We start from the raw sequence: 21,907 nt of genomic DNA, 5'->3' as shown, positions 1-21,907 counted from the left end.
TATTCCTCCTATTAAAAAAGCCCTACTTACTCAGTATGGGCAATGTCTTTATCAATATGTTTTAATGCTTCATCTGTATAAGGTTGACCTTGGTAACGCCGACCATCTAAAAATATTTTAATGTCGCTATCGTATTGGTCTGTGCCACCTATGACATGAAAGTCAATCAACTCCATCATGCGTTTTATCTCTTCTTGCAACGCTTTAACTTGCTTTCTGTCTGACCCTCTCACATCAATTTGGAAAACGTAGTCCGTTGTAAGCTCTTTATTACTCGCAAATTCCCCGGGTAATGGAGCACCGATAGGACTAATCAAAATATAAGGGGCGCTTGTATCTCCTGTCTCGGGATAATCATAAAATTTTATCCTGCCCTTACACTGTTCACTAATCATGTCACTCTTCATTAAGTGGAGATAAATAAGTTCAATCATATCTATCATAACTGTTTCTTTATCTCCTCTCTTACTATATTTAAATAAGGTTTACGTGCTTCTCTTTCTGTTTTTAGAAGTTGTCCTTTCCCTCTCGGATTAGGATTTTTGACTGTTCCCCATTCGTTTAAGTGGATGATAGCGTAACGGTTCATCTTACCTTGCCAATGTATGGCCACTTCTTTAATATTTTTGTGAACCGCATACGGATTTGAGCGTTTAATTTCATCGATAGTGGCGCCTGTGTCTTTAAAAATTTCAAAATTCTTTTTTATTTGAGATTCATAATACTTAGCACCTTTGTTAAGAGCTTGATCAGTTGCTTTATTGACATTAGAATCACCATACTTTTGATTTAACTTGCCTAATAACGCTTCTACCCCTTCAATTTCAACGCTCATTTTTTCAATACTCCTATAATTTTAATGCTTTTTTTATTATTTAAATCATTTTCAATGCTACGAATATTGAAATATTGTTCGCTGTAGGCAGGCAAGTTAATTTCAAAGTACATTTCAGTTGTTACTTTATATCCTAAAGGATAGTAGGTTTCTAATGTAATCTCAGCCTCGTTATTTGTCATCTCTAAATCCTTAGTTGATGGTGCGTACGCATCAGCAAAACATTGATAATAAACCTCTGAAATATGCTCTCCTGGTTCGGGGCTATCATTCGGCACCGCTCTATAAAAAGTGACGGGTGTCTTCATGTGCCCCCCTGTGATCCATTCTTTTTTATTCATCAGCCTCCACCTCGCTGTTTTCTATCTGAAATTGAATGATGCTAGAAAGAAAATTATCATGAAACGCTTCTAATTTATCGTTAAATACGTATCTTGCTCGCTCCAGCACCAATTCTTTACCGGATGGAGATTGTTCAATATCAAACGAACCACATTTACTTTCAATATCTGCATAAGATAACGCTAAATCATTTTTAATACGCTCATCCTCAATATCATAAAAAATACGATTACGCGCTTTAAACGTTTGTACTAATTCGTCTGATATCATCTAATCACTTCTTATTGTCAATTCGTTCTAAAAAGTCTCTATTATAGTCTTTTAATTTAGCTTTGATTTCATCTGCGCGTTTAATCGTCATATCTACAGTTTCACCCGCTTCATGGACTTCATCTTTCTTTAAGTCTTTAAATCTATTTAACACTTTAAATTTAGCCATCATTTAACCTCCTTAGGCTTGGCTTCTGGAGTTTCTTCATTTTCTGGAGCGCTCACTGAGTCTTCAGTATCCTCTGCGCCTTCATTTGGTGCGTCTGAGTTACCTTCTTCATCTGTTGGAAGCGGTGCGCCATGTATAGAGAAGTCTAAGTTTAATACAAATGAAGTGTATTTATCTTCTGGTTCACCATAAATGAACTGTTTAGCTGTGTATACATCACAATCTTCTAACGCTAATGTTTGATCGAAACGACGTACAATTGTTTCAGAACCGACACCAATCATATAACGTTGTTTATCAAATGCGACAGCTTTACCTTGAGGTACAAATTCACTTGTTTCAAAAATAACGTTAAACGGTACTGGACTGACAAATTGACCGTTGTTCACTTGCGTAAATGCGCCCAATGTCCAAACGTAGTCAGCTGGATTTAGTGCAATCACGACATTATTAAGTACATTCACGTTTTTAGTTTTCTTAACGTTGCCGTCTTTATCATAAATTTCTTTGAGTGATAAGTGTGCAATAATTGCATTTAACTCTTTAATTGCAATTTTAGGTGATGCCAATGTAAGTGAGCGATATGCTGGTTTATCTGTTACTGAGCCTGTTGTTCTATCAATTTCTTTCATGAGTCCAACTGGTTCATCTTGTGCTTTACCTCTACCTTGAACCGCTGTTTTTTCAATCGCAACGGCGAACGCTTCTTTGATTTGCGTACGTACATAACGGTCAACCCAGTTAACACCTGCATCTTCTAAATCTTTAGGTACAACAACAAAGGCTGTCGCTTTACCAAGTGAAATGTCTTGTTCGTAGAACGTTGTATCTAATTGACCGCGAATTTCACTGAAGATTTTGCCCCATACAACTTGGCCTTCAGGATTAGAACGAATCACACGCGTACGTAATCCTGTACGTTTGATATTGATGTGCTTTAATAATGGGTGATCTTCTTCTAAATCATCAAAGATACGGTCAACAATCGTTTCAGGTAATAAAATTTCGTCTTTCCAACCCACTTCAGTGTTTAAATCATCATCTGTAACAAGTTTATTGTAAAATTGCTTTTCTTCTGTTGTTAAAGGATGTTGACCACGTGAGTTTAAAATACTGCTATCTGAATTATCTTTCTGAATATCGCTTCGAATAGCGTTTGCTAAGTCTTCAGTGTAAGCATTCATATACTCAGCGTACTTATTTTGAATTTGTTCGTCTGTGCTTCGGTTACTCATGTTCGCAAATTCTTTAAAAATTTCTTTTGAATTTTGAAATTTATCATTATTATTAAATTGAATCATGTTAATACTCCTTTATTTATAAATATTAAATAATCTAGCAAAACTATTTGAAGGTTCTTCACTTTCTTTAGGGTCACCTTCTGAATCTTTTCCTTTTACTTTTGCGTTTGTGTCTTTAACTACTTCTAAAATTTCTTCTAATAAATCAATCACATCCTCAGCAGTTGGTTGTGATGGCTGACTTTGTTTTTCTTCATCTTCGTTTCTAAAACGATTATTGTATCTCATTACTTCCCCTCCAAAAATCATATTGTGGATTGCAGCAGCCGATTTTTGGCTTGCCGTAATCTTATCAATGAAACCAATCTCCTTAGCTTCTTCAGCTGTAAGAAAGGTCTCATTGTCCATCAAGTACTGTAGCTCATCTCTTTTGATATTTAGCTTTCTTGATAAGTAACTGTTATAAATGACATTGTTGATTTTTTCTAACGCGTCCGCTTGCTTCCTTAATTGCTTGGAATCCCCTTGCATTGTTGACCAAGCATTATGAACCATGATGACTGCATTACTCGGCATGTGAATCACATCTCCTGCCATAGCTATAACGCTAGCAATTGATGCTGCAATACCATCAATATTAACGATCATTTTGGCAGGATGTCGTTTTAACATGTTGTAAATGGCCACACCACTAAACACATCGCCACCATTACTGTTGATATTGACCACAATGGACTCAGCGTCTTTCATCTCGTTCAATTGCCGTCGTATGAGTTGCGGGGTTACAATGTTTTCATCTATAGCAGTTGAGTCAATTTGCCCATAAATGTCTATAACGTAATCTGACAACTTCTCACCTCCTTTAAAAGGCATAAAAAAGACACACTTTGAATTCAGTGTGTCGTTATCCTAATTTAATTTTATAATCTTCTTCATCCTCTACATCTTTTTGAGTTTGATAGTTCTTAGTTAGTATGAATTCGTCCATTTCTGGATCGTCCACTTGTTCATATCCTGTCATTTTACGAACTTCATTTCTTGTGAATGCCCCACTGGCAACTAATTTATCAATAGCTTCTGATTTTTCAATCGGATTGTATTCATCAATTGATGATGCTTGAATATAGACACCGCTTTTGCTTTCTTTTTCGCTTAATAATTTCGCATTAAGCTCGTCTGTGACTTTCTCTATCAGTGGATTAACGCAAAACTTCATATAATTTTGAGTCATTGCCTCAACATCCGCAGTTTCACCTAAAATTAATCCCACTGGAATACCTAAAGTACGCGCTACAAATTTTAATAATTGTTCTGGGACTTTGCCTAAGTCTTCAATTAAGCTTTGCCCTTTATTTCCTGAAGCGCCTGAACTGTGTTCTTTATATTCAAATCCCTTTTGAACTGGTGCGATGGCTATATCATTTTTTTCGAACGCTTCGTAAGTTTTATGAATAAAATTTTGCATCGCTTTTTTATTTGCCTCGTTATTCGCTTGGTTGCTATCCATTGATAAGGTGGCTCTGATTTGATTACTCATTAAATTCATCTTAATCATACGGCCGAATATCTGTCCATAGTCTCTAAACAGCCCATTCAGATATGAGGTGAGCGTTGAGTTGCTGAAAACGAGATGTATTACCTCTTTCATCAGATAATTACGCTCTAGTTTGTAATCCCCGACTACAATGTTTTTAAAAATGTCATCATAAAGTGACCATTCCTCACGTTCCCAATCATCAGCAATTACTAAATCGTCTGTATCTGTTTTAATGACCAATACTTCATTGTCTAGAATTAATTTACGCGTTAGTTTTTGCCAAAATGTAGCTGCGCTTTCGTCTGTATTCGGCCTTACATTCAACTTATATTCCACGGTTCTATAGTCTTTCTGATTGACCTCGTCTTCTACTGTGAATTTGGTTTGGCTCATGGTTCTAGCAATATGATTCACACATGTATCAATCGCCCAACGTTTCAAATAAGCACGTTCTGAAGCTTCTTTAATAAAATCTAAGTCATAACTAAAGTCAATAGCTTCATTTTTCCCAGCAATTTTATCAAAAATACTCATTATCTAACCTCCTAAAAGTCAATATCGTCCATAATCATCGCTTCTTCATCGTTTAAGAAATTGTCAGATATCCATAACGCATGGATAAAGGCTTGGAAACCATCTGTTTTACGTCTCACTTCGTCTTTTTTCTCATAAACTTTGTTACCGTCTTTTTTAATTGTGACTTGGACATTATTTGTGAACCAGCGCATTAAAGGATTATCGCCAAATATCACACGGTTTTGACTAAAAATGGTCTCTACTCTTGGCGCAAGTATAGAATGAATTGATTTCGGATTTCGTATATAAACAAGTTCGAAACCTGCTTCCTCAAGTGCTGATTTAACGATATCTAAACGGTACATATCTGCACAAATCACATTTAAATTATATTTTTCTCGTTGTTCAACAAACCATTGCACAATGTGTGATATATCAATCACGGGTTCATCAACAATGGTGAGCAATCCTTTCTTCTCCCACTCTTTAATTGGTGGTTTTAATTTGACGTTATTTAAAAATCCTTGTCTAACAAACGAATGTGTTTTCCAAATATACTCACCATCTTTTTTAAACATCAATCCGACACTCGCAAAGTCTCTAATATCCGCATAATCTAGACCACCTACGCAGGTTTCTCCTTCTAACGGTGGAATGCGTCGATTAGTAGCTAATATATCTTCCCAACTTGTTACATTAAGGGATAAATCAACTTGAGGATAATCCATACGCTTAGTCATAAATTCAGGTCTATTGGATGGATTGTTAGGAAGTTGTTTATATTGCGTCATAACCTTTCTGAAAAGGCCTCTTGCGTATTCTGAACGCGGTTGACAAAACATAGGATTTGCTTTCTCCCACATTTCAGGTTGATCAATTTCCTTTTCATCATCAATCCGACAAATAAACGGGAACATTGGGTCGTCTAATTCAGCACCACTTAAAATATCTTTGACGCGCTCTTTCATTTTGTCTATAAATCCGTCTCTGACCATGCCATCAGTACTAATAAAGAACTCTCTAGGGTGTCGTGTTTTACCTAATCCTGAACTGAAAACATTAACTGTGTCCCAATTCTCATATGCGTGCACTTCATCATATATCACGCAACCATCACGCAAGCCATCTTTCGTATTTGCGTTTGAAGTACGGTATTTAATGTATGAATTCGTCTCATAACCTGTGATCTGACCTTTGGCAGGGTCGAAATTACCTTGTAATTCGTTGTCTAAAATACTTTGTCTGATTTCTTCAAAGGATGTTTTAGCTTGGTCTTCAGATGTAGCTACGATTGAAATATTATAATTTTTAATGCCGTGCAATTCACTAATAAAATAATGCGCTAAAGCACTTAAAAATCCATTTTTCCCTGAACCACGTGCCATCATAATAAAAAATTGCTCATAAAAAAGTGCGTCATCTTCTTTATATTTTAAGAAAATAAACGCAATAATAAATTTCTGAAATGATTCAAGTTTAAAGTAATATTTTTCTGCAAACGCAATGAGTTGTTCGATGTTTTTTTCATCAAAATAGACGTCATCTCTGCTAAATACATAGCGATTTAAATGTTCGATGAGTTGAATACGTTCTTTATTAAGTTTAATTTTGCCGTCATGCCACGCATCAATATAATCAGTGACAACTTGAGGTAGCTTATTCATCTAATAATGCTTTCTTTTTAGGTTTGTCATCTTTTTCTTGTTTATCCAACTTCATCAGACGCTCTAAATTGTTAATGGAAGTACTCACTTTATTCATCTCTGCGAGTGCAGGATTAGGTTTAATAAACTTCTGACTTCCATTTTCTGTTTCTACAATATAACCATAATCATCAATGGCTTCTCTAAGGTTCTCAAATACATCTACAAGCTTAATGTAGCGATTAACCTTTTCTTGGTTCGTTTGGTTATTCATATCGAGCTGTGACTCCAAATAAGCTCTTAAATCGTCTTTATTCATCTGTATCCTCCTTTTGTGGTTAGCATTTTGCACTTTCGAAATCGAGCCCCTTATCGCCGTTTCTCCCCTACTTAATTGTACGCAATTTGATTTGAGTCGGGGGAGTTGAATTTTAAAATTAAATTTTATATTTTCAAAATCAAAAAATAAATTTACCATTTTTCATCTTTTGAATTTTCATTTTTCATTTTCCATTTTGATTGATATCGATTGTGCTTTTTATTGTGACAACTCACACAAAGCGTCTCCAAGTTATCCATATCATAGGCAAGTTCTGGATGACTTTCTAACTCTAAAATATGGTCAACATCCAACGATTTATGTTTGGATTTATCTATCGTTGTAACTTTCCCTTGACGTTTGCATGCTTGGCATTCATAGTTATCTCGCTTCAATACTTGCTCTCTAACATCGCGCCACTGCTTTGACTTATAGAAGCGCATCGTTTCTTTATCTACAACACGATCGCTTGCTGGTTGATTGCCATAGCGTTTATACCAATCACGAATGACTTGCTCTTGATCGGCTTTGTCTTCTACATCAGACTCACGCAATCGTTCCATGCATGTTCGCATTGGCGTATCCATCCTGACATATCTTGTCTCTACATCTATCTGTTTAATACGACGCATGATGACTTTAGATATGAATGTCGTAATGACATACATCGTGCCTGTATCATTCCACTTTGCATAATCAAGCATCGCATCCCGTATGTTGAGTAGTAGCTGATGTGCGTTCGTATGGAAGCCTTGTGCCTTTGACGTTATCGCCTCTTTCAATATATCGTAATTATAAACGATGTCTTGCTCTTCCATATGTTGTTGTAAATATGTCGTCTTACCGCTTTTAGGTGCACCGTATACAACCACCAACTGCATCCCATCACCTCTATACAAAGAGCACCATACAACTCTATGTATGATGCTCTCGCTTAATATGATTACTATATGTTCAGCTCTATCTCTTAAACTGAGTGAACCTCTAAATTTTCTATACTAGCATAATATCTCTTTTCGAAGCGCACTTCACGTACCCGGAAAGTGCGGTTACCCAAAAGTCACCCATCCAATCCGTTTAGCTAATGCCATCAAAATATGTTTACGCATACGTAGTGCTGCGTGACGACTAATGATTTTATTGTCATCTCGCAACTTAGTCATTTCATGTGCGATATCTTCCCACTCAAATACAGTTGGATCTTTATCCCAATAACGATACTCAATCAACAACTTTTGTTCTGGTGTAGATAATCTATATACGTCTTCGACTGCTTGAATAGCTGCGGCAATATTTCTATACTTCAAATCTTTGTTCAACGTCATAACTTCGTTTTCTACAGGCGAATGAGGTATATTCGTCTTACCACCACCACTGTTGTTATCAGAAGGTCTATACAATATTTCGTATCGTCTAAACCTTTGTTGTTCTTTGAGATCATTATAATTCTTGAAATATTCCTCTAATTTAGAATAATCGTTCTTACTTAGTCTCATTCATTATCCGCCTCAATTCAATATCTTTAAGCATAATATCAGCACACATCCATTGTTCTTATTTATCTTTCGGACGTTGATACGGAATAATGTTCTGCAACTTATTTAATTTTTCTTCATAATCATCTTGTCCTATCTTTTCCAACGTCATATAAAATAATGCATATTCCAACGCTTTAATTCTATCTGATTTAATTTTGTTGTCCGCAATTAAAATAAGCGCTGTTATACTCGCAATAATACTGATAATAATCCAAATCATTCATTAATCACCTCATATTTTAAATTGCTTTTTAATCTCTAATTCGAATCGGTCTAAGTAGTCTTCATATAACTGTAACTTATCACTGTAGGATGAGCTTATAATATTTGACATGTCAATCTCTTGTTTTTGTGCTTCAATCGTCGCCAACCATTCACTTAAATATGAAATATCATCTTCTAATGCTTGAACGACTTCAATTGTCTTATGTACAAATCGCCTTTTAAAAAACATTTGATTTAAACTAATTTCATTGTTGAACTCTATCTTATATCTTTCTAATAAATTTAAACGATGACGTAAGTTCATATATTGTCTGTAAGGTAAGTTTGTTCTATAGATATCCTTTTGTGTATCATCTAAATCTAGATAGGTATTTTCATCGAAAATATTGACAAATTTATCATTCTCATTAGGGATATTTCGTGCTCCGATCGCTTTTTTAGCTTGTTTGAAACATGACAAATAAATGGGATAGACATGTTCGATATTGACTTTTTTTCTACTAAGATTTAAATCAAATATAAACCTAAGTACTTCTTTACCCACATATATTAAAGTACCTCCTGCTAATGTAGCTATACTAGTTATTAACGTTTCTTCCAACTTATTCACCCCTAATGACATTATACACAAAGGAATCAATAAGCTTATACACACCGAACATGCCAAATGCAGTAACAAATATAAATTCAGAAGCATTTAATGCCCATGCTAACAAGAAACTAACAGCTAAACAGCATATATCGATTATGAAGTTACGTACCAGAATCAATCACCTCATCCCTTAATCAATGCTTTAACTCTTTCGTAAATATCCTTATGCTTATAAGTCTGAACTCTTAATGAAACTCCCATCTTCGGACATTTTGCCTTTACGGTCTTTAATCTCTCCATAAGCTTGTTCTAAGCACTCTTGTAGCGTCATATGGTTTTGTTGAGCTAATATCACTAAAGTAACGATAACATCGCCTATGCCGTCTCTGAGTGCCTCTCTGTCGTTTCTACAAAGTGCTGCAGCAACTTCACCCATTTCCTCAAGCGTCTTCAATGTTTGTTGCGCAGAGTTGGATTTATGCAATCCTTTTTCGAAAGACCAATATTCAATCAATCTAACTAATGTAGCAAACGTAACTTTATCAGTATTATTTTTAACCTCATCTATAGAAACATATTCAAACAAATATTTTTTAGTTTCTCCGTTCATCTCTTTCAATAATTTATCGCACCATCTATCCGAATAACCAAAGTGTCTTGAGCAATCTCTTGCGGATAAAAAATAAATTAATTCTTTAGTTTCCTTTACATATACTTTTACAGGTTTGCAACTTTTTATATTAGAGCTTGTAATCATAATGTTATTTGTTTTCTTCAATCCTAATTTATAAGCGTGTGTCATTTGTTCTTTTCTAGTCGACTATTCTAAATTATCAACTTTGTTGTTTGTTTTGTCTCCATCTATATGATTTACAGTTTCTTTATTTTTTGGATTAGGTATAAATGCTTGTGCAACCAAACGATGAACTCTAAATGATTTCTTACCCTCGTTATTTAAAAGAATGACATTTTTATATCCGTCGGCGTTTGTGATTTGTTTTAGCACTTTCATTTTTCTTTTTTGTCCTGAAGCACCGATGTACGATAGTGCTATTACGTCTCCGTTCTTGCTTATAACATAGTTAGGATAATCATTGATTAATTTAAAATCGGAATTGTCATTGTGTAAACCTTCATCTCTACTCCATTGTTCAACTGCTTTAATTAGTTCGTTCATATCAATTATCTCCTATTCTGATATAATTTATTTATCTGGTTTTCTATTTTTATCAAAATTACTTATTCGATGTATCGGTCTCGCATTTTTCATCGCTAACTTCGTTGCCACTTGTATGTTCATTGGCTTTCCTCCAATTTTTCAATTAATCTTTCTGTTCTTTCATCCCCTTTGTACTCTACCGTATTTATCTTTTTTAATTTTAACCATTGCGTTATGTTCAAAAAGACGCTTCGCATATCGCCCCATTTGATGCTTTTGTGGCACATTAAATAAATAAGGTTTCTTTTCTCGTAATTTGGCTTCTTTTCGTTTTTCAATTCGTGCTAATCTCTCACGTTCTTCATCGTGTAATCTTTTCAGTGTTGCTTCTTCAATGAGATCATCGACGCCCTTTTCTGTAAATGATTGGGTCAATGCTTGATCGACTGTGTGGTCTAAGTTATGGATTCGATTCCATATCGTGTGCCAACTAATCCCGTTTTTCTCTGCTTGATGAACCGCTTCTACGGGTAAGTATATTTTCTCTCCATTTTTCATTAATACGTAATAAATTTGGTTGTTTTTTATTTCGACTTTTCGACCTCTTGCTAATTCCATGTCCGATTCTCCTTACCATTCTAAATAAGTTAATTCTATATCAGTGATATTTCCATCCATATAGTCATTTGGATGCTTTTCTATATCGTCAGCAATCTCTTCTTCCGGTTCTTGTGTATCATCGTTATAATTAATATCCCATGTAATCGTGTGATTGAATTTCAGTGTATAAGCAATCCTTACTTTTTGTTCCACCTTTACACCTCCTCAACATTCATAATTATTTTCGGATTCTCCGCGTATTGTTTAAAACTATGAATTTCTACAATTTGTTTGTCATCTTTCCATAAATGATTATTTCCTGCATCAAGTACCGTCTTGATTAAGTTATCAATGTCTGGTTTTGTTTCCTTATATTGTCCCATGACGAAATGTTTTCTTTTCTTCGACCAACTCTTAGGCGGCTTGTAATAAAAATATATTTCTATTTTTAAATTCGTCTCTAGCATCGCTTGTGGTAACTGTTTTTGTATAAATTGTTTATGTTGTGTATATGAAGCGGGCATATAAGTTTGAACAAATTTGCCTGTATTTCTAAAACGTGGTCGAGGTGCACCTTTCGGTGCTTGTTGCACATCATTAAATTTAATCTCTATTTCCAATCGTTACACCTCTAATTTTATCATATATTGTGTACAAAAGTATTTAAAAGCTCATATGAGCGTCTAATAAGCTCATTACAGGTTTTTATATTATTTCTTGTATTATTTTACCTATTTTATATAAACGCTTATATAAGCTCTCTGTGAGCTTTCTCAGACGTTTTAGATAAAATCATTAATCATCGAATAGTTCCATTTGTTTGTTTAATTCTTCTTCGTAATACAAACCTCGATTTGCCTTAAATCTCATTAACTCTTCATCACTCATACGTAACGATGTTTTACTTGTATATCTCCAACCGCTTTTGCTAATTAAAACGTTGGAATCATAGCCTAACGGATAGACTACAAAAGCGATACGTCCTTGACTATCGCATAAATTGTATTGGTTCTCAGGGTCTTTGATATATCCCATTTTCGTCCCTCCATTTTGTTTCATCCATAATTAACTCACGAACATTTTCGTAGCTATCAAACGGCGATATTGTCCCATTATTTATCAATCGCTTAACTGCCCAGCCAACCTCAATCAGTAATTGCGCTATAAGTAAATCATCTCGATAATCTTCTCGGTACATCGTGCCAAGTAATTTTTGATATTCAAATACCGTCATGTAAAGAACCTCTGCGTCTTTTTGTAGTATTCAAATTCAACGACACCCGTTTCACCGTCTTTATTTTTAGCAATGTTGCACTCAACCGTAGATTTATCGAAATCATCTACATCGTCTGCGTTGTAGTAATCATCTCGATATAGCAACATAGCTAAACTTGCATCTGCTTCTATGCCTCCAGCTTCTTTAATGTCAGATAACATCGGTCGCTTATCATTTCTTGATTCAACACCACGACTCAACTGTGAAAGTAAGATAATGATGGCACCCGTTTCATTAGCGATATTTTTTAAATCACGTGATATCTTCTCAATCCCATTACGACGATCTAACTTTTGATCTGTTTGCATCAGTTGGAGATAGTCGATAAAGATGACTTGTTGAGCTGTTTGGTTCTTCATAGCTTGCTTACGTATATCATGTGTTGTGACGTTACTTTGGTCGTGAATATCGATATCGAGTTTAAGTATTTTATCTGCAGCCGTTGTGAGTTTTGTTAACTCTTTATCGTTAAGGTCTTTGATCTCCTTAATTCGTGTGAGTTCAATGCCAGTTACAGTTGCCAACATACGTTTCAATATAGCGATGCCTGTGGTTTCCAAACTGAAAAAAGAAGTTTGGTAACCTTGAAAGGCGATATTCAGCATCATATTAAGTGCAAATGCTGTTTTACCGACCGAAGGTCTCGCAGCAATAACAACAAGCTGTGTAGGTTCTAAACCGCCTATTTTGTAATCCATAAGCTTGTAACCTGTATTAATACGTTGCTTAGGTGCTTCGCTATACAATTCTTCGACAAAGTGCTCAACAATTTGTTTTGTCCCTCTCTCTTCATGTGCACTGATTAAACTGACTTTCTGAAGGTTGTTTAACATGTCATCAAAGCGATCCATATTAGGGTCTGCATTAAATGCTTGTAATACATTTTGTGCTTGTTCGATTTGATATAGATTCAGTAAATCTTGTTGGTACCTTTCAAAGAATCCATAACCAATAAACTTTGAGTTGTACAAGCTTGACATGGTATCGATATCTAAAAACGATTTATCTTTTGTTGCTTTTAAATATATCTCATTATGATCAACTTTCCCTGTTTCAAATACATATGCCATAAACGTACGCATACCTTCGTGTGTAAACATTTCTGGTTTGACACGTAATCGCTCGATTAACTCTGGTTTTTGTAACAAGCTACCAACAATCGTACTTTCAATCTCATGTCGTTCATTCATGGTTGTGCACCTCAAATGCATTGAGCTTTTCCTTGAATTCATCTAATATCTTTTTACGCCGTGCCACATATGCTGAATCATGTTCCATTCTCCAACGATGTTTTGCCGTTTCTTCATCAATCGGTGCTTCTTTTACTGTTTTAGGATGTTCTTTTAATATATGTGGTAACTTAGGAGGATACGTATTTCCATTTTTAATATAACGTTTTGCCATTTGTAGTGAAGGTTCATAGTCTCCATCTTCCATAAGGAAATTAAGCCATGTCTTTGCCTTACTCTCATTTTGATTGAAGCCTATGTCATATACATCCTCTAATAGTTTGAGTATGGTTACGGCTTCTTTTTTAGTCATTGGCAATGGTTATTCCTCCTTCATCAATTTATCTAAAACATTTGCTTCTTTCGTTGGTTGTTTAACAGTTTGGTTCAAGTACTTATCAAAGTTACTTTTTCTAAATAACGTAGATGGTTGTAAGTAATCTTTCATAGAATCAACATTGATCCATTCAGCTACTTTGTTATCTATTACTTTTAAGAAATCTTCTTTAGAATAACCCTCGTTAAATCTAGCTTTGATTAATTCTTGATTTGCTTTAGCTCTAAAATTAAATTTCTTACCTGTATTTCTATTTAGGTATTCAATAATTTCTTTATATGCGAAGTGGTCGACTCTATTACTATTATTATTAGTTAAATCATTATTAGTTGAATCATTATTAGTAGTTGCAGGTTTCGCGACGTCGCGTTTCGCGCTGTCGTGATTCGCGTAGTCGTGAAATGTGCATCGCGGTTTTTCATGCAAAGTATATTCGTAACCGTTAAAATCTCCGTTATCTTTTCTTGATGGAATTCTGTTCATGTAGCCTTTTTCTATCAATTCATTAATAATTGATCTAACGCTGATTCTCCCATCTGTAGAAATTTTCTCTAACTGAGATTGATAAATTTTCCAGTCATCTGGTTTAGAAAACAGATAGCTCATAAGCCCTTTCGCTTTCCACGATAGTGTTTCATCTTCTACGTAATGTTTACTAGCTATGAAGTAATTACCAGATGTTTTTTTAGCTCTAATGATTCCCACTATTTCTCATCTCCTTTCTGTTATAATTTTTTGAAGCGTTTATCGTAATCGATTCAGAAAAGTTATTGAGATCATATGAATTTGAAATTTTTACTAGTATAGGCAGTTTTAAAACTGAACTATCAGAGAAATTACCGAAAGAACAAGCGCTATTAAATTTAAAAGAATTAAAGATAAATAAATGATATGGTCGCTTTTTTTCATCTGCCCTCTCCTTTCAACTACAAAAATATTCAATTCAATAAATCAAAACGGCAAATCATCCTCCGCTATATTATTATCTTTAAAAACATCCTTAGATGAATCTTCCTGTTTTGTATTGTTACGCTTAGGCTCCAGAAATCGAACACTGTCACATAACACTTCTATAACATATACATTCTTGCCGTCTTTATCTTTATAACTCCGAGATTGAATACGGCCATCTACACCAGCCAAGCTACCTTTACTTAAATATTTATTAATATTTTCGGCTTGCTTTCTGAAAGCGACACAGTTAATAAAATCGACTTCTTGTTCTCCTTTCGCGTTTGTATATGGTCGGTTGACTGCTAGTGTAAAGTTCACAATGTTAACTCCTGATGACGTGGTTACTAATTCTGGATCTTTTGTTAATCGTCCTACTAATACAATTCTGTTAATCATTATTTATGCTCCTTTTTGTTTTCATATTGTTTGACGCCATTTTTTAATCTAACAATAGCTTCTTCTGCATCTTGAGTTGACAATTTGTTCAAATCAATTTTAAGACGTCTAGCGAGCTGTTTACGCGTCATCTCCATCATGGGTGATAGTTTATCTAGTAACTCACTTACTTCTTTATATTCGGCTTCTGTTGCCTCGTCAAAGGGTTGTTCAGGCATCACATCACCGTTATAGATATATAAGCCTAAACCATGTAAAGCGGCAGCTTTCACAAACGCACGCTTATATGTTTTATTAATTTGGAACATGTTTCCTTGCTTATATGGAACCGGCTTATTTTTAAGATCCAACACGGGTAAAGTTTCCGTTTTGGTAATCCCTTTTAAAGTAATCGAAACCGTGACACTATAGCCTTCAGGTGTAGCGAGATAAGGCACGAAATATTGTTCATTACTTACTTCGGGGTGCGGGAACTCATGCACTCTAAATTCATAGTTAGGGTCAATCTTCATGAGCTCTTGATGCGCATAGCTCCATGATAGATAGTTAAACCCGTTCTTTTGTTCTACATAGTCGTTAACATCTTGTTGGTTCAACTGACTAAATAAGTTGGTATTTGCCATACTCATACTCCTTTATCTTATTCTTAAGCTTCTCGTTTGTTTCGTTCCAACACCTGGGATGTCTTCTCCGTTTTGAATATCTTTCAGTAGTTCTGATTTGTTTAAGGTAGGTGCCTGAGATACCCAATACTCCTTAGGTATTTGCTTTTCATCTGTAACGTCTAAACTTGGTTTATTCTTAGCGATAGTAAAGCTGTTAAGTTTTGTTTTAAACTTCTCTTTATTGGTTGTTTCCATCGTATATTGCAGTGATTCTTTAATTCTTTGTATCCCATTTTTGTTCGTTGTTTTACGTCGTCTAAGACGCTTGATTTCTTTATCTATTGCTTCATTATCTCCTTCAAGTCTTCGGATAACCGCAACGCATCCGTCGGCTTTATCTTCCAATGCATCGTTAATACTGTCTAATGTGTCTTGAAGTACCTGTGAGTCACCTTCCTCAATGATTATTTCGAGTAGTTTTATATATTTTTCTCCGAGTTCAAACATTGTGTTCATCTGTTAAAACCTCCTCATCGTAATAGAAATAATAGAAAAAGAAGAAAACGAGTATACTTGCGCACCAGCTCATGCCAAATGCGATGATTATATCGACACCGATAAGAGTTGCCAATATTCCCATTACTCCGAAGAATAGCGTCGCGATAATGTGTGATTTATATGCATTGCTCATTTATTTTCACCCTTTACTAAATATGTCTTCGAAATTTTCTTTCAAAAATTGTTGCATAGGTTCTCTATTAAATGCCCATTTGTTGCCATCTGGATAATATACGAAGTGCTTAAGTTGCTTCATATACTTTGGATTCATCAAAATGTTGTCTTTCAGCCATTTATATTCAAATCCTGTTTCATCTATTAAATCTTGCATTGACCACCAAACAGGTTTTTCTTTTTCTTTCAACTGCTGATATTCGTCTTGTGTAATTAATATATATTCTTGCGGTATGGTTATTGTTAGTTGTGCCATGGTTAGCTCCTTTCGTGTATACTAGCGTTATCCCCTTATGAAAGGAGGTGATAATATGGATAAAATTAAAATAAACCCTTCAGAATTTGCTGCTGCCTATATTCAAACTTTGGATAATGCAAAACCTATCTCAGAATTCTCTAATAGAAGCGCTTATAATGAATATTTAAAGAAACGCCGTAGAACTTTCTATTACGAATACATCGAAGCAATAAAGTTTGCTGAAGGCTTATACGATTCATAATTTATTTCTTTATATCCGCTTTCATATAACTGTTCTATTTTCCAAACCTTCCAAGCTACAACTGCCATTGTAGTAAGGAGGGTTATTTTATATAATTTATTCATTGCTTGACCTCCTTTATTCATCTTTTATTACCTTTAAAGCAACCAGCTGTGATATTCTCTATTTAGAATTTATTTAAGGATTTTTAATAGCTCTGCAACTACCCTCAATAGTTCAGGGCTATCACTTCTTTTTAAGCTTGAGTTTGCCGATTTGTACAAAGCGAGTTTTAACTTTTTCTTCTCTTTATGAATTTTCCAACGTTTTAACATGGTTCTCATCCTCTCTGCTATACTTGTTTTATCTCCTTATGAAAGGAGGTGAATAAAAATTACTCCTATGATTTAAATGATTTCTTTATGGATCGAGTTGATTTTTAATCTTCATAGTAAGCGTGGAAAATGCGAGATAGCACCTTGCGTTCTTCTACGCTTACATTGTTTTTGTATAAAAATGATTGCAATTTTATAAACAATGTGGGTATACGTAGATCTTCATTTTCAGATTCAATTAATCTCTTCAAATTAACTCTTTCTTCTTCCATCACTTTCACTTCTTTCTTATGAATGGTGGGGCCTATTTTGTTTGTTCGATTGTGGGTATTACTCCTCTACTAATCCTGGTATATTCCAACTCGCTTTATCTTCTAATTCAAGAGGTTTGAAATCTTTGAAATCTATCATTTCTACAAATTTTTTTGTACGGTCATAGTCAACTTTTTGTATCGCTGTATAACGTGGTACGTTGAAATATTCTTTGACTCTAGTCCACATTGCCCGGATGAATTGACCTTTTTTCTTTTTGAATAATTCATTGTGATATTTTCCGTCTACTGGAAATCCGTTTTTATAGTATTGTCGTGTGAATTGATTTGATTTAGTTTGAACAATTGATTGCAATTCTTTTTGTTGCTCATATGTGATAGGAACTTCTTTTTTGATTTCTTCGACCATGTCTTCAACGTATGAAACTCGATTCTCAATTCGGTCTTCCATGTCTAGCATTCTGTTTATAACTTGTTCTAACTGTTGGCCTTGTTCATTTGTTTGCTTGATATGATTTTGTAAAAAGATTAATTCATCTTTTTGTTTTGCCATTTTGTTTTCCTCCTAATTTACGACGATTCTTCCGTTTAACATTGCCTCTAAATTACTTGTGAATTCTTTAAGCAAAGCTACATTTTCTTCTAATCTTTCTTTCGATTTCGGGTTTGCTTTGATAACGGTATCGAGTCTGTATGTTTCTACTGAATTCTCTTTGATAAAGTTTTGTATGCTAATTGAAATCTTATGTGCGTTGATACTTGATTCACGTTCTAACCTCGTTAATTCTTTTTCTTCATACGCTTGGTTAGGGTCGCTGAAACTGTTTCTGTATTTCTGTAATTCATCACGTAGTTCATTAGCGTTGTTACTTTCACGCTCAAACTTTTGCTTGAATTGTTCGAGTTGTTGTTTTACTTCGTCCGGTACAACTTCTTTAACAACTTCTCGCTCAATCACTTCCGGTTCTCTACTCTCTGCGTCCTCTAGTTGTTTTTTAGCAATCTCTTCGGATCGTTGTGCTTGTTCTACTTGAGATTGGAGTTGATCGTTTTGTTCGTCACGTTGTTTGAGTTGTTTCTTCAATTCGCGTAACTCTCGAACTGTCATTTCATCAGGTGTTTTAACTTCACCCTTTGATGTAGTATGTTCTTTGGTGCGTTCAGGCTCAGGTAGGGTAGCTATCATATCCAAAGCATTTAACCCCAAATTCGTATACGTATACGAATTTAATTTTTCAGAAACTCTCATCATTTTGTTCGCAGTACTATGATTAAAATTCATGTTTTCTAACCACTTACCAAATTCTCCATGTGCTAAGTCATTTTCTTTCACATGCTTTAATCTTCGACCAATCTCGAAAATAGATTGACCTGCAATATTTTGATAACTCTTGATTTCCGTTTCTATTGTGGTTAAGTCGTTGCTGAGTTGTAATTCTTTCAATCGTTTATGCTCCTTTCTGCTATACTCCTTATTAGGAGGTGATTAGTTTTTGAACGATAGTTATAAAGAATTTCTTAAAATGATAGTTCCGATAATTGCAGTTGTTGTATCTTATTTATTAGGATTAGTCGCGTCTAAAAGTAATTATGAAAAATCAGTTAAGAAAGAAATATACAATAATTACTACAGCGAAATTTTAAAGTTGTGCTATGGATTGCCTTCTCAATCACTGTTAGACTTTTTTTCTTTCATTGCTTATTATCACGATGAAAAATTATCTAAAATAATCATCGAGAACTTTCAATATGTGCCTAATGCAATACTTGAAAATTGGAAAAAGTATAATTTGACACTTAAAAAGTACAATCATGAAACTTTAGATAAAGACATTCAGAAAAAAGAAGTTTTAGCTAAAATACTTGATTACCACAGTCATTTAATTATCAAAAAGTCTTTACAAGAATCGGAAAAGTTATCAAAAGAACTAAAGTTACCGCAATTATCCACACAGCTACTTTCTGAAATGTATTCGACAGAACATTATAGAAATGCATTGCCAAAACAAGAATTAATCCAGAAACACTACCTGCAAGAATTGTTATAAGTTCGTTCATAATTTTTCACTCTGATGTAAGGTAACATTCTTACATTTGACTGTTAGTCCACCCTTAAAGTGTTGGACTGAATACTTATCCTCACTCTGCTCACTGCCATGAGTAGTTTGAGGCTTTTTGTTTTGTTCTTGCATTTGTTTCATCTCCTTTAAGTTGTTTGTGGTTCTTTTTCTTCAACTAAAACGTATTTAAAATACGATTTATCTTTTAAAAAATAATCTCATCAATTGAGACTTCTAACGTTTTAGCAATTCTAAACGCTTCTTTAGGTCTAATCATGTCAGGATTGTTCTCCCAGATATTATAAGTTGAAGATGATATACCAAGAGCTTTAGCAAATGATTCTTGAGTATGTCGTCTTCTTTTACGCCATTCTTCTAAAGTTAGCGTTTGATTAGTATCATTCATTTTGTTTCCTCCTTGCTTAAGAACTGACTTAAGTATATCGTATCTAAAATACGAAATCAAGCCTTTTTCATAATTTGTTTTTAAAAAATCGAATTTTTATTTTTGATTATCGTATTTTATGTATTGAAATTATGATTTTTCATAGTATAATAAAGGTAGTTAAAAAATTGCTATATAAGGAGGGTTTTGAAGTGGCTTTTAAAAATTCGATAAAAGAAGTGCGTTTGAAAAACAAATTATCAAAAGTTGAAATGGCTAAAAAATTAGATGTTTCAGAAGGAACAATACGAATGTGGGAAAACGGTAAAAACGAGCCGAGAATGGGAATGGTTGAAAAGATTTCTAGTTTATTTAATGTTTCAAAAAGTTATTTGTTAGGTGAAGTGGAAGAAGTAGAAATGCCTAATATAAACACTCAATTCAAAGTACCTTACTACGGTCAAGTGTCAGCTGGTAATTTCGAAACTGTGGAAGTTGATACTAAAGAATTAGAAGTTCCTGATATTGCTTTTAATGGTCGAAACCCTAAAGAGTGTATTGCTTTACAAGTGAACGGAGATAGCATGAACAAAGTGTTATCTAATGGCTCATATATCATTATACATGATTACAGACGCAACCAAGATTATAGATTGAATAATAACGATATCTTAGTTTTGCGTTTGGGTGGTGAATATACTGTAAAACGAGTGAGACGAACAGAAACAAAATTACATTTAGACCCTGTCAGTTATTCAGATGAGTTTAAAACGAATACATATGATATTGACAATACAGATGAAATTGAAGTGATAGGTAAAGTGATTTATAACTATCAAATTTTTGAGTGAATGTGGTACGCACTTTATATGTATCACATTCCACTACGCCAATTACTCTATTACGTTTGACCCGTTGAGAGTATATAGATTGTATGAGGTATATTGAATTTATCTATTTTAAGGAGACAAGAATTGATAATTTTAAACTGCAAAATAAAATTAAATGAAATTGTTTACGAAGTTAAAACGAATAAAAATAATTACTTCACCTATTCTTTACCTAAAGATATCACATCTCATAAAGTAAGACAGGTGCTTAAAATTATTGAAAGTAAAGTAGATGAAAGCTAAGGTTTAATATAAATTGTCAATATGAACACTAAAGAGTATATAATATAATAAATAAGTATTGGAAGGAGCGAAAATTCTATGATACCCAAGGAGAAGTAAAATGAACAGTCCAACAAATATAAATGACTATCGAGTCGAACGTGAATATAAGAATATTTTGCAGCATAAAGATGTTACAATAAATACATAGGTGTGATGAGAATGAAACCAGAACTCAGGTTTCCAGAGTTTAATGAAGAGTGGGAAGAACAAAGTTTGGATAATATTGTTTTCGTTAATTCTGGAAAAGATTATAAACACTTAAAACAAGGATCATATCCTGTATATGGCACAGGAGGCTATATATCAAGTGTATCAGACTATCTTTGCGATGATTTAGCCATAGGAATTGGAAGAAAAGGGACAATTAATAAACCATATTTATTAATCCCCCCATTTTGGACAGTCGATACATTATTTTATTGTACATCTAAAAATAATAATGATACTTTATTTTTGTTAAATTTATTTAAAAAAATAAATTTAACAAAAATATGATGAATCAACTGGCGTCCCCAGCTTAAGTAAAGCAACGATTAAAAAATTAAAAAGTTTATTCCAAAACAGATAGAACAACAAAAAATTGGCGATTTCTTCAGTAAGATCGACCGGCAAATTGAACTTGAAGAGAAAAAACTTGAGCAATTAGAAGCTCAGAAAAAAGGTTATATGCAAAGAATATTCTCACA

The 21,907-nt window shown here is 34.1% G+C and carries 37 protein-coding genes and 3 pseudogenes; 5 read left to right on the top strand and 35 right to left on the bottom strand.

All coding sequences use genetic code 11. The annotated features are described in order from the left end of the window. Positions 1 to 26: 26 nt before the first annotated feature. The 29 genes from ACSBRB_RS00200 to ACSBRB_RS00060 form a co-directional block, all read right to left on the bottom strand. Complete coding sequence (locus ACSBRB_RS00200) at positions 27 to 443, bottom strand: hypothetical protein (protein ID WP_203071902.1); 417 nt, start codon at positions 441 to 443, stop codon at positions 27 to 29. Continuing rightward, entirely contained in the window at positions 440 to 835 is a 396-nt protein-coding gene (locus ACSBRB_RS00195) for an HK97-gp10 family putative phage morphogenesis protein (protein WP_435031078.1), read from the bottom strand. The genes ACSBRB_RS00200 and ACSBRB_RS00195 overlap by 4 nt, the downstream gene beginning before the upstream one ends. Then, positions 832 to 1,176, bottom strand: coding sequence for a phage head-tail adapter protein (locus ACSBRB_RS00190; RefSeq protein WP_435031077.1), 345 nt, complete (start codon positions 1,174 to 1,176; stop codon positions 832 to 834). Before ACSBRB_RS00190 ends, ACSBRB_RS00195 begins: the two co-directional genes overlap by 4 nt. After that, on the bottom strand, positions 1,169 to 1,447 hold the full coding sequence (locus ACSBRB_RS00185) for a hypothetical protein (RefSeq protein ID WP_435031076.1): 279 nt from the start codon (positions 1,445 to 1,447) through the stop codon (positions 1,169 to 1,171). The genes ACSBRB_RS00190 and ACSBRB_RS00185 overlap by 8 nt, the downstream gene beginning before the upstream one ends. Positions 1,448 to 1,451: 4 nt before the next feature. Beyond that, complete coding sequence (locus tag ACSBRB_RS00180; RefSeq protein ID WP_198648049.1) at positions 1,452 to 1,616, bottom strand: hypothetical protein; 165 nt, start codon at positions 1,614 to 1,616, stop codon at positions 1,452 to 1,454. Beyond that, a complete protein-coding gene (locus ACSBRB_RS00175; RefSeq protein WP_435031075.1) occupies positions 1,616 to 2,917 on the bottom strand; it encodes a phage major capsid protein in 1,302 nt (433 codons plus the stop codon). Before ACSBRB_RS00175 ends, ACSBRB_RS00180 begins: the two co-directional genes overlap by 1 nt. Positions 2,918 to 2,929: 12 nt before the next feature. Then, positions 2,930 to 3,706 carry a head maturation protease, ClpP-related gene (locus tag ACSBRB_RS00170; RefSeq protein WP_435031074.1) on the bottom strand — a complete coding sequence of 259 codons (777 nt, stop codon included), beginning with the start codon at positions 3,704 to 3,706 and terminating at the stop codon, positions 2,930 to 2,932. A 55-nt stretch (positions 3,707 to 3,761) separates the two neighbouring features. Next, complete coding sequence (locus ACSBRB_RS00165) at positions 3,762 to 4,928, bottom strand: phage portal protein (RefSeq protein WP_435031073.1); 1,167 nt, start codon at positions 4,926 to 4,928, stop codon at positions 3,762 to 3,764. Between the two features lie 11 nt (positions 4,929 to 4,939). Then, positions 4,940 to 6,574, bottom strand: coding sequence for a terminase TerL endonuclease subunit (locus ACSBRB_RS00160; RefSeq protein ID WP_435031072.1), 1,635 nt, complete (start codon positions 6,572 to 6,574; stop codon positions 4,940 to 4,942). Continuing rightward, positions 6,567 to 6,872 carry a P27 family phage terminase small subunit gene (locus ACSBRB_RS00155; protein WP_107393148.1) on the bottom strand — a complete coding sequence of 102 codons (306 nt, stop codon included), beginning with the start codon at positions 6,870 to 6,872 and terminating at the stop codon, positions 6,567 to 6,569. The genes ACSBRB_RS00160 and ACSBRB_RS00155 overlap by 8 nt, the downstream gene beginning before the upstream one ends. A gap of 152 nt (positions 6,873 to 7,024) precedes the next feature. Further along, on the bottom strand, positions 7,025 to 7,315 hold the full coding sequence (locus ACSBRB_RS00150; RefSeq protein ID WP_150888424.1) for an HNH endonuclease: 291 nt from the start codon (positions 7,313 to 7,315) through the stop codon (positions 7,025 to 7,027). A gap of 606 nt (positions 7,316 to 7,921) precedes the next feature. Further along, a complete protein-coding gene (locus tag ACSBRB_RS00145) occupies positions 7,922 to 8,368 on the bottom strand; it encodes a DUF722 domain-containing protein (RefSeq protein ID WP_435031071.1) in 447 nt (148 codons plus the stop codon). 58 nt (positions 8,369 to 8,426) lie between these two features. After that, complete coding sequence (locus ACSBRB_RS00140; protein ID WP_435031070.1) at positions 8,427 to 8,630, bottom strand: DUF1514 family protein; 204 nt, start codon at positions 8,628 to 8,630, stop codon at positions 8,427 to 8,429. Positions 8,631 to 8,642: 12 nt separating this feature from the next. Beyond that, positions 8,643 to 9,236, bottom strand: coding sequence for a hypothetical protein (locus ACSBRB_RS00135; RefSeq protein ID WP_435031069.1), 594 nt, complete (start codon positions 9,234 to 9,236; stop codon positions 8,643 to 8,645). Positions 9,237 to 9,456: 220 nt separating this feature from the next. Then, positions 9,457 to 9,741, bottom strand: a complete 285-nt coding sequence (locus ACSBRB_RS00130) for a MazG-like family protein (protein WP_435031772.1) — start codon at positions 9,739 to 9,741, stop codon at positions 9,457 to 9,459. Positions 9,742 to 10,047: 306 nt separating this feature from the next. Further along, entirely contained in the window at positions 10,048 to 10,404 is a 357-nt protein-coding gene (locus ACSBRB_RS00125) for an HNH endonuclease (protein WP_435031068.1), read from the bottom strand. Positions 10,405 to 10,566: 162 nt separating this feature from the next. Next, positions 10,567 to 11,004 carry an SA1788 family PVL leukocidin-associated protein gene (locus ACSBRB_RS00120; RefSeq protein WP_435031067.1) on the bottom strand — a complete coding sequence of 146 codons (438 nt, stop codon included), beginning with the start codon at positions 11,002 to 11,004 and terminating at the stop codon, positions 10,567 to 10,569. Between the two features lie 12 nt (positions 11,005 to 11,016). Beyond that, on the bottom strand, positions 11,017 to 11,199 hold the full coding sequence (locus ACSBRB_RS00115) for a hypothetical protein (RefSeq protein ID WP_203072013.1): 183 nt from the start codon (positions 11,197 to 11,199) through the stop codon (positions 11,017 to 11,019). A 2-nt stretch (positions 11,200 to 11,201) separates the two neighbouring features. Then, positions 11,202 to 11,606 carry a RusA family crossover junction endodeoxyribonuclease gene (locus tag ACSBRB_RS00110; RefSeq protein WP_435031066.1) on the bottom strand — a complete coding sequence of 135 codons (405 nt, stop codon included), beginning with the start codon at positions 11,604 to 11,606 and terminating at the stop codon, positions 11,202 to 11,204. Between the two features lie 175 nt (positions 11,607 to 11,781). Continuing rightward, positions 11,782 to 12,021, bottom strand: coding sequence for a DUF3269 family protein (locus ACSBRB_RS00105; protein WP_435031065.1), 240 nt, complete (start codon positions 12,019 to 12,021; stop codon positions 11,782 to 11,784). Next, positions 11,999 to 12,220 (bottom strand): hypothetical protein, encoded by a 222-nt coding sequence (locus tag ACSBRB_RS00100; RefSeq protein WP_435031064.1) that lies wholly within the window; start codon positions 12,218 to 12,220, stop codon positions 11,999 to 12,001. The genes ACSBRB_RS00105 and ACSBRB_RS00100 overlap by 23 nt, the downstream gene beginning before the upstream one ends. Next, on the bottom strand, positions 12,217 to 13,452 hold the full coding sequence (locus ACSBRB_RS00095) for a DnaB helicase C-terminal domain-containing protein (RefSeq protein ID WP_435031063.1): 1,236 nt from the start codon (positions 13,450 to 13,452) through the stop codon (positions 12,217 to 12,219). Before ACSBRB_RS00095 ends, ACSBRB_RS00100 begins: the two co-directional genes overlap by 4 nt. Then, the gene (locus ACSBRB_RS00090; RefSeq protein ID WP_225309989.1) at positions 13,445 to 13,804 is read right to left on the bottom strand and encodes a replicative helicase loader/inhibitor; all 360 of its coding nucleotides are present in this window, start codon (positions 13,802 to 13,804) and stop codon (positions 13,445 to 13,447) included. The genes ACSBRB_RS00095 and ACSBRB_RS00090 overlap by 8 nt, the downstream gene beginning before the upstream one ends. Before the next feature lie 9 nt (positions 13,805 to 13,813). Then, on the bottom strand, positions 13,814 to 14,533 hold the full coding sequence (locus tag ACSBRB_RS00085) for a conserved phage C-terminal domain-containing protein (RefSeq protein ID WP_435031061.1): 720 nt from the start codon (positions 14,531 to 14,533) through the stop codon (positions 13,814 to 13,816). Positions 14,534 to 14,779: 246 nt separating this feature from the next. Then, positions 14,780 to 15,178, bottom strand: coding sequence for a single-stranded DNA-binding protein (locus ACSBRB_RS00080; protein ID WP_435031059.1), 399 nt, complete (start codon positions 15,176 to 15,178; stop codon positions 14,780 to 14,782). Continuing rightward, the gene (locus ACSBRB_RS00075; RefSeq protein WP_435031057.1) at positions 15,178 to 15,801 is read right to left on the bottom strand and encodes a Sak single strand annealing protein; all 624 of its coding nucleotides are present in this window, start codon (positions 15,799 to 15,801) and stop codon (positions 15,178 to 15,180) included. Before ACSBRB_RS00075 ends, ACSBRB_RS00080 begins: the two co-directional genes overlap by 1 nt. Positions 15,802 to 15,813: 12 nt before the next feature. Further along, positions 15,814 to 16,299, bottom strand: a complete 486-nt coding sequence (locus ACSBRB_RS00070; RefSeq protein WP_435031055.1) for a siphovirus Gp157 family protein — start codon at positions 16,297 to 16,299, stop codon at positions 15,814 to 15,816. Continuing rightward, the gene (locus tag ACSBRB_RS00065) at positions 16,283 to 16,474 is read right to left on the bottom strand and encodes a hypothetical protein (RefSeq protein ID WP_435031053.1); all 192 of its coding nucleotides are present in this window, start codon (positions 16,472 to 16,474) and stop codon (positions 16,283 to 16,285) included. Before ACSBRB_RS00065 ends, ACSBRB_RS00070 begins: the two co-directional genes overlap by 17 nt. Before the next feature lie 6 nt (positions 16,475 to 16,480). Then, a complete protein-coding gene (locus ACSBRB_RS00060; RefSeq protein ID WP_107393177.1) occupies positions 16,481 to 16,771 on the bottom strand; it encodes a DUF771 domain-containing protein in 291 nt (96 codons plus the stop codon). Positions 16,772 to 16,826: 55 nt separating this feature from the next. Here ACSBRB_RS00060 and ACSBRB_RS00055 point away from each other — a divergent pair, with 55 nt between their 5' ends. Continuing rightward, a complete protein-coding gene (locus ACSBRB_RS00055; protein WP_325966596.1) occupies positions 16,827 to 17,015 on the top strand; it encodes a hypothetical protein in 189 nt (62 codons plus the stop codon). 29 nt (positions 17,016 to 17,044) lie between these two features. Here the strand turns inward: ACSBRB_RS00055 and ACSBRB_RS00050 are convergent. From ACSBRB_RS00050 to ACSBRB_RS00030, 5 genes and pseudogenes are all read right to left on the bottom strand, one after another. Next, positions 17,045 to 17,119 (bottom strand): annotated as a pseudogene (locus tag ACSBRB_RS00050) (hypothetical protein); the annotation flags it as partial. Positions 17,120 to 17,188: 69 nt separating this feature from the next. Further along, positions 17,189 to 17,329 carry a hypothetical protein gene (locus ACSBRB_RS00045; protein ID WP_435031052.1) on the bottom strand — a complete coding sequence of 47 codons (141 nt, stop codon included), beginning with the start codon at positions 17,327 to 17,329 and terminating at the stop codon, positions 17,189 to 17,191. 104 nt (positions 17,330 to 17,433) lie between these two features. Continuing rightward, the gene (locus ACSBRB_RS00040) at positions 17,434 to 17,601 is read right to left on the bottom strand and encodes a hypothetical protein (RefSeq protein WP_435031050.1); all 168 of its coding nucleotides are present in this window, start codon (positions 17,599 to 17,601) and stop codon (positions 17,434 to 17,436) included. Between the two features lie 58 nt (positions 17,602 to 17,659). Next, a complete protein-coding gene (locus ACSBRB_RS00035) occupies positions 17,660 to 18,154 on the bottom strand; it encodes an ORF6C domain-containing protein (protein WP_435031049.1) in 495 nt (164 codons plus the stop codon). Between the two features lie 12 nt (positions 18,155 to 18,166). Beyond that, a complete protein-coding gene (locus tag ACSBRB_RS00030) occupies positions 18,167 to 19,045 on the bottom strand; it encodes a DUF3102 domain-containing protein (RefSeq protein WP_435031047.1) in 879 nt (292 codons plus the stop codon). Positions 19,046 to 19,094: 49 nt separating this feature from the next. On the opposite strand from ACSBRB_RS00030, the gene ACSBRB_RS00025 reads away from it, so the two are divergent. Further along, positions 19,095 to 19,649 carry a hypothetical protein gene (locus ACSBRB_RS00025; protein ID WP_435031046.1) on the top strand — a complete coding sequence of 185 codons (555 nt, stop codon included), beginning with the start codon at positions 19,095 to 19,097 and terminating at the stop codon, positions 19,647 to 19,649. 158 nt (positions 19,650 to 19,807) lie between these two features. Here the strand turns inward: ACSBRB_RS00025 and ACSBRB_RS00020 are convergent. Then, a pseudogene (locus ACSBRB_RS00020) lies at positions 19,808 to 20,067 on the bottom strand (helix-turn-helix transcriptional regulator). Positions 20,068 to 20,258: 191 nt separating this feature from the next. Between ACSBRB_RS00020 and ACSBRB_RS00015 the strand changes: the two are divergent. The 3 genes and pseudogenes from ACSBRB_RS00015 to ACSBRB_RS00005 form a co-directional block, all read left to right on the top strand. Next, positions 20,259 to 20,897, top strand: coding sequence for a S24 family peptidase (locus ACSBRB_RS00015; protein WP_053027814.1), 639 nt, complete (start codon positions 20,259 to 20,261; stop codon positions 20,895 to 20,897). 123 nt (positions 20,898 to 21,020) lie between these two features. After that, a complete protein-coding gene (locus ACSBRB_RS00010) occupies positions 21,021 to 21,179 on the top strand; it encodes a hypothetical protein (RefSeq protein ID WP_435031044.1) in 159 nt (52 codons plus the stop codon). Between the two features lie 195 nt (positions 21,180 to 21,374). After that, a pseudogene (locus ACSBRB_RS00005) lies at positions 21,375 to 21,907 on the top strand (restriction endonuclease subunit S); the annotation flags it as partial.

The organism is Staphylococcus auricularis, from assembly GCF_051172115.1.
Classification (GTDB): domain Bacteria; phylum Bacillota; class Bacilli; order Staphylococcales; family Staphylococcaceae; genus Staphylococcus; species Staphylococcus auricularis_A.
Note: the sequence above shows the minus strand (reverse complement) of the source record. Positions and strands in the feature narration are given on the sequence as shown.

Bases quoted from the DNA above. Each gene is read 5' to 3' on its own strand.
- ACSBRB_RS00180 (WP_198648049.1), bottom strand. From the start codon at position 1,616: ATGGCTAAATTTAAAGTGTTAAATAGATTTAAAGACTTAAAGAAAGAT.
- ACSBRB_RS00040 (WP_435031050.1), bottom strand. From the start codon at position 17,601: ATGGAAGAAGAAAGAGTTAATTTGAAGAGATTAATTGAATCTGAAAAT.
- ACSBRB_RS00065 (WP_435031053.1), bottom strand. From the start codon at position 16,474: ATGAGCAATGCATATAAATCACACATTATCGCGACGCTATTCTTCGGA.
- ACSBRB_RS00080 (WP_435031059.1), bottom strand. From the start codon at position 15,178: ATGATTAACAGAATTGTATTAGTAGGACGATTAACAAAAGATCCAGAA.
- ACSBRB_RS00035 (WP_435031049.1), bottom strand. From the start codon at position 18,154: ATGGCAAAACAAAAAGATGAATTAATCTTTTTACAAAATCATATCAAG.
- ACSBRB_RS00125 (WP_435031068.1), bottom strand. From the start codon at position 10,404: ATGAACGAACTAATTAAAGCAGTTGAACAATGGAGTAGAGATGAAGGT.
- ACSBRB_RS00195 (WP_435031078.1), bottom strand. From the start codon at position 835: ATGAGCGTTGAAATTGAAGGGGTAGAAGCGTTATTAGGCAAGTTAAAT.
- ACSBRB_RS00095 (WP_435031063.1), bottom strand. From the start codon at position 13,452: ATGAATGAACGACATGAGATTGAAAGTACGATTGTTGGTAGCTTGTTA.
- ACSBRB_RS00175 (WP_435031075.1), bottom strand. From the start codon at position 2,917: ATGATTCAATTTAATAATAATGATAAATTTCAAAATTCAAAAGAAATT.
- ACSBRB_RS00100 (WP_435031064.1), bottom strand. From the start codon at position 12,220: ATGACGGTATTTGAATATCAAAAATTACTTGGCACGATGTACCGAGAA.
- ACSBRB_RS00075 (WP_435031057.1), bottom strand. From the start codon at position 15,801: ATGGCAAATACCAACTTATTTAGTCAGTTGAACCAACAAGATGTTAAC.
- ACSBRB_RS00070 (WP_435031055.1), bottom strand. From the start codon at position 16,299: ATGAACACAATGTTTGAACTCGGAGAAAAATATATAAAACTACTCGAA.
- ACSBRB_RS00185 (WP_435031076.1), bottom strand. From the start codon at position 1,447: ATGATATCAGACGAATTAGTACAAACGTTTAAAGCGCGTAATCGTATT.
- ACSBRB_RS00190 (WP_435031077.1), bottom strand. From the start codon at position 1,176: ATGAATAAAAAAGAATGGATCACAGGGGGGCACATGAAGACACCCGTC.
- ACSBRB_RS00105 (WP_435031065.1), bottom strand. From the start codon at position 12,021: ATGGGATATATCAAAGACCCTGAGAACCAATACAATTTATGCGATAGT.
- ACSBRB_RS00045 (WP_435031052.1), bottom strand. From the start codon at position 17,329: ATGTTAAAACGTTGGAAAATTCATAAAGAGAAGAAAAAGTTAAAACTC.
- ACSBRB_RS00145 (WP_435031071.1), bottom strand. From the start codon at position 8,368: ATGAGACTAAGTAAGAACGATTATTCTAAATTAGAGGAATATTTCAAG.
- ACSBRB_RS00155 (WP_107393148.1), bottom strand. From the start codon at position 6,872: ATGAATAAAGACGATTTAAGAGCTTATTTGGAGTCACAGCTCGATATG.
- ACSBRB_RS00140 (WP_435031070.1), bottom strand. From the start codon at position 8,630: ATGATTTGGATTATTATCAGTATTATTGCGAGTATAACAGCGCTTATT.
- ACSBRB_RS00165 (WP_435031073.1), bottom strand. From the start codon at position 4,928: ATGAGTATTTTTGATAAAATTGCTGGGAAAAATGAAGCTATTGACTTT.
- ACSBRB_RS00055 (WP_325966596.1), top strand. From the start codon at position 16,827: ATGGATAAAATTAAAATAAACCCTTCAGAATTTGCTGCTGCCTATATT.
- ACSBRB_RS00150 (WP_150888424.1), bottom strand. From the start codon at position 7,315: ATGCGCTTCTATAAGTCAAAGCAGTGGCGCGATGTTAGAGAGCAAGTA.
- ACSBRB_RS00090 (WP_225309989.1), bottom strand. From the start codon at position 13,804: ATGACTAAAAAAGAAGCCGTAACCATACTCAAACTATTAGAGGATGTA.
- ACSBRB_RS00200 (WP_203071902.1), bottom strand. From the start codon at position 443: ATGATAGATATGATTGAACTTATTTATCTCCACTTAATGAAGAGTGAC.
- ACSBRB_RS00120 (WP_435031067.1), bottom strand. From the start codon at position 11,004: ATGGAATTAGCAAGAGGTCGAAAAGTCGAAATAAAAAACAACCAAATT.
- ACSBRB_RS00060 (WP_107393177.1), bottom strand. From the start codon at position 16,771: ATGGCACAACTAACAATAACCATACCGCAAGAATATATATTAATTACA.
- ACSBRB_RS00160 (WP_435031072.1), bottom strand. From the start codon at position 6,574: ATGAATAAGCTACCTCAAGTTGTCACTGATTATATTGATGCGTGGCAT.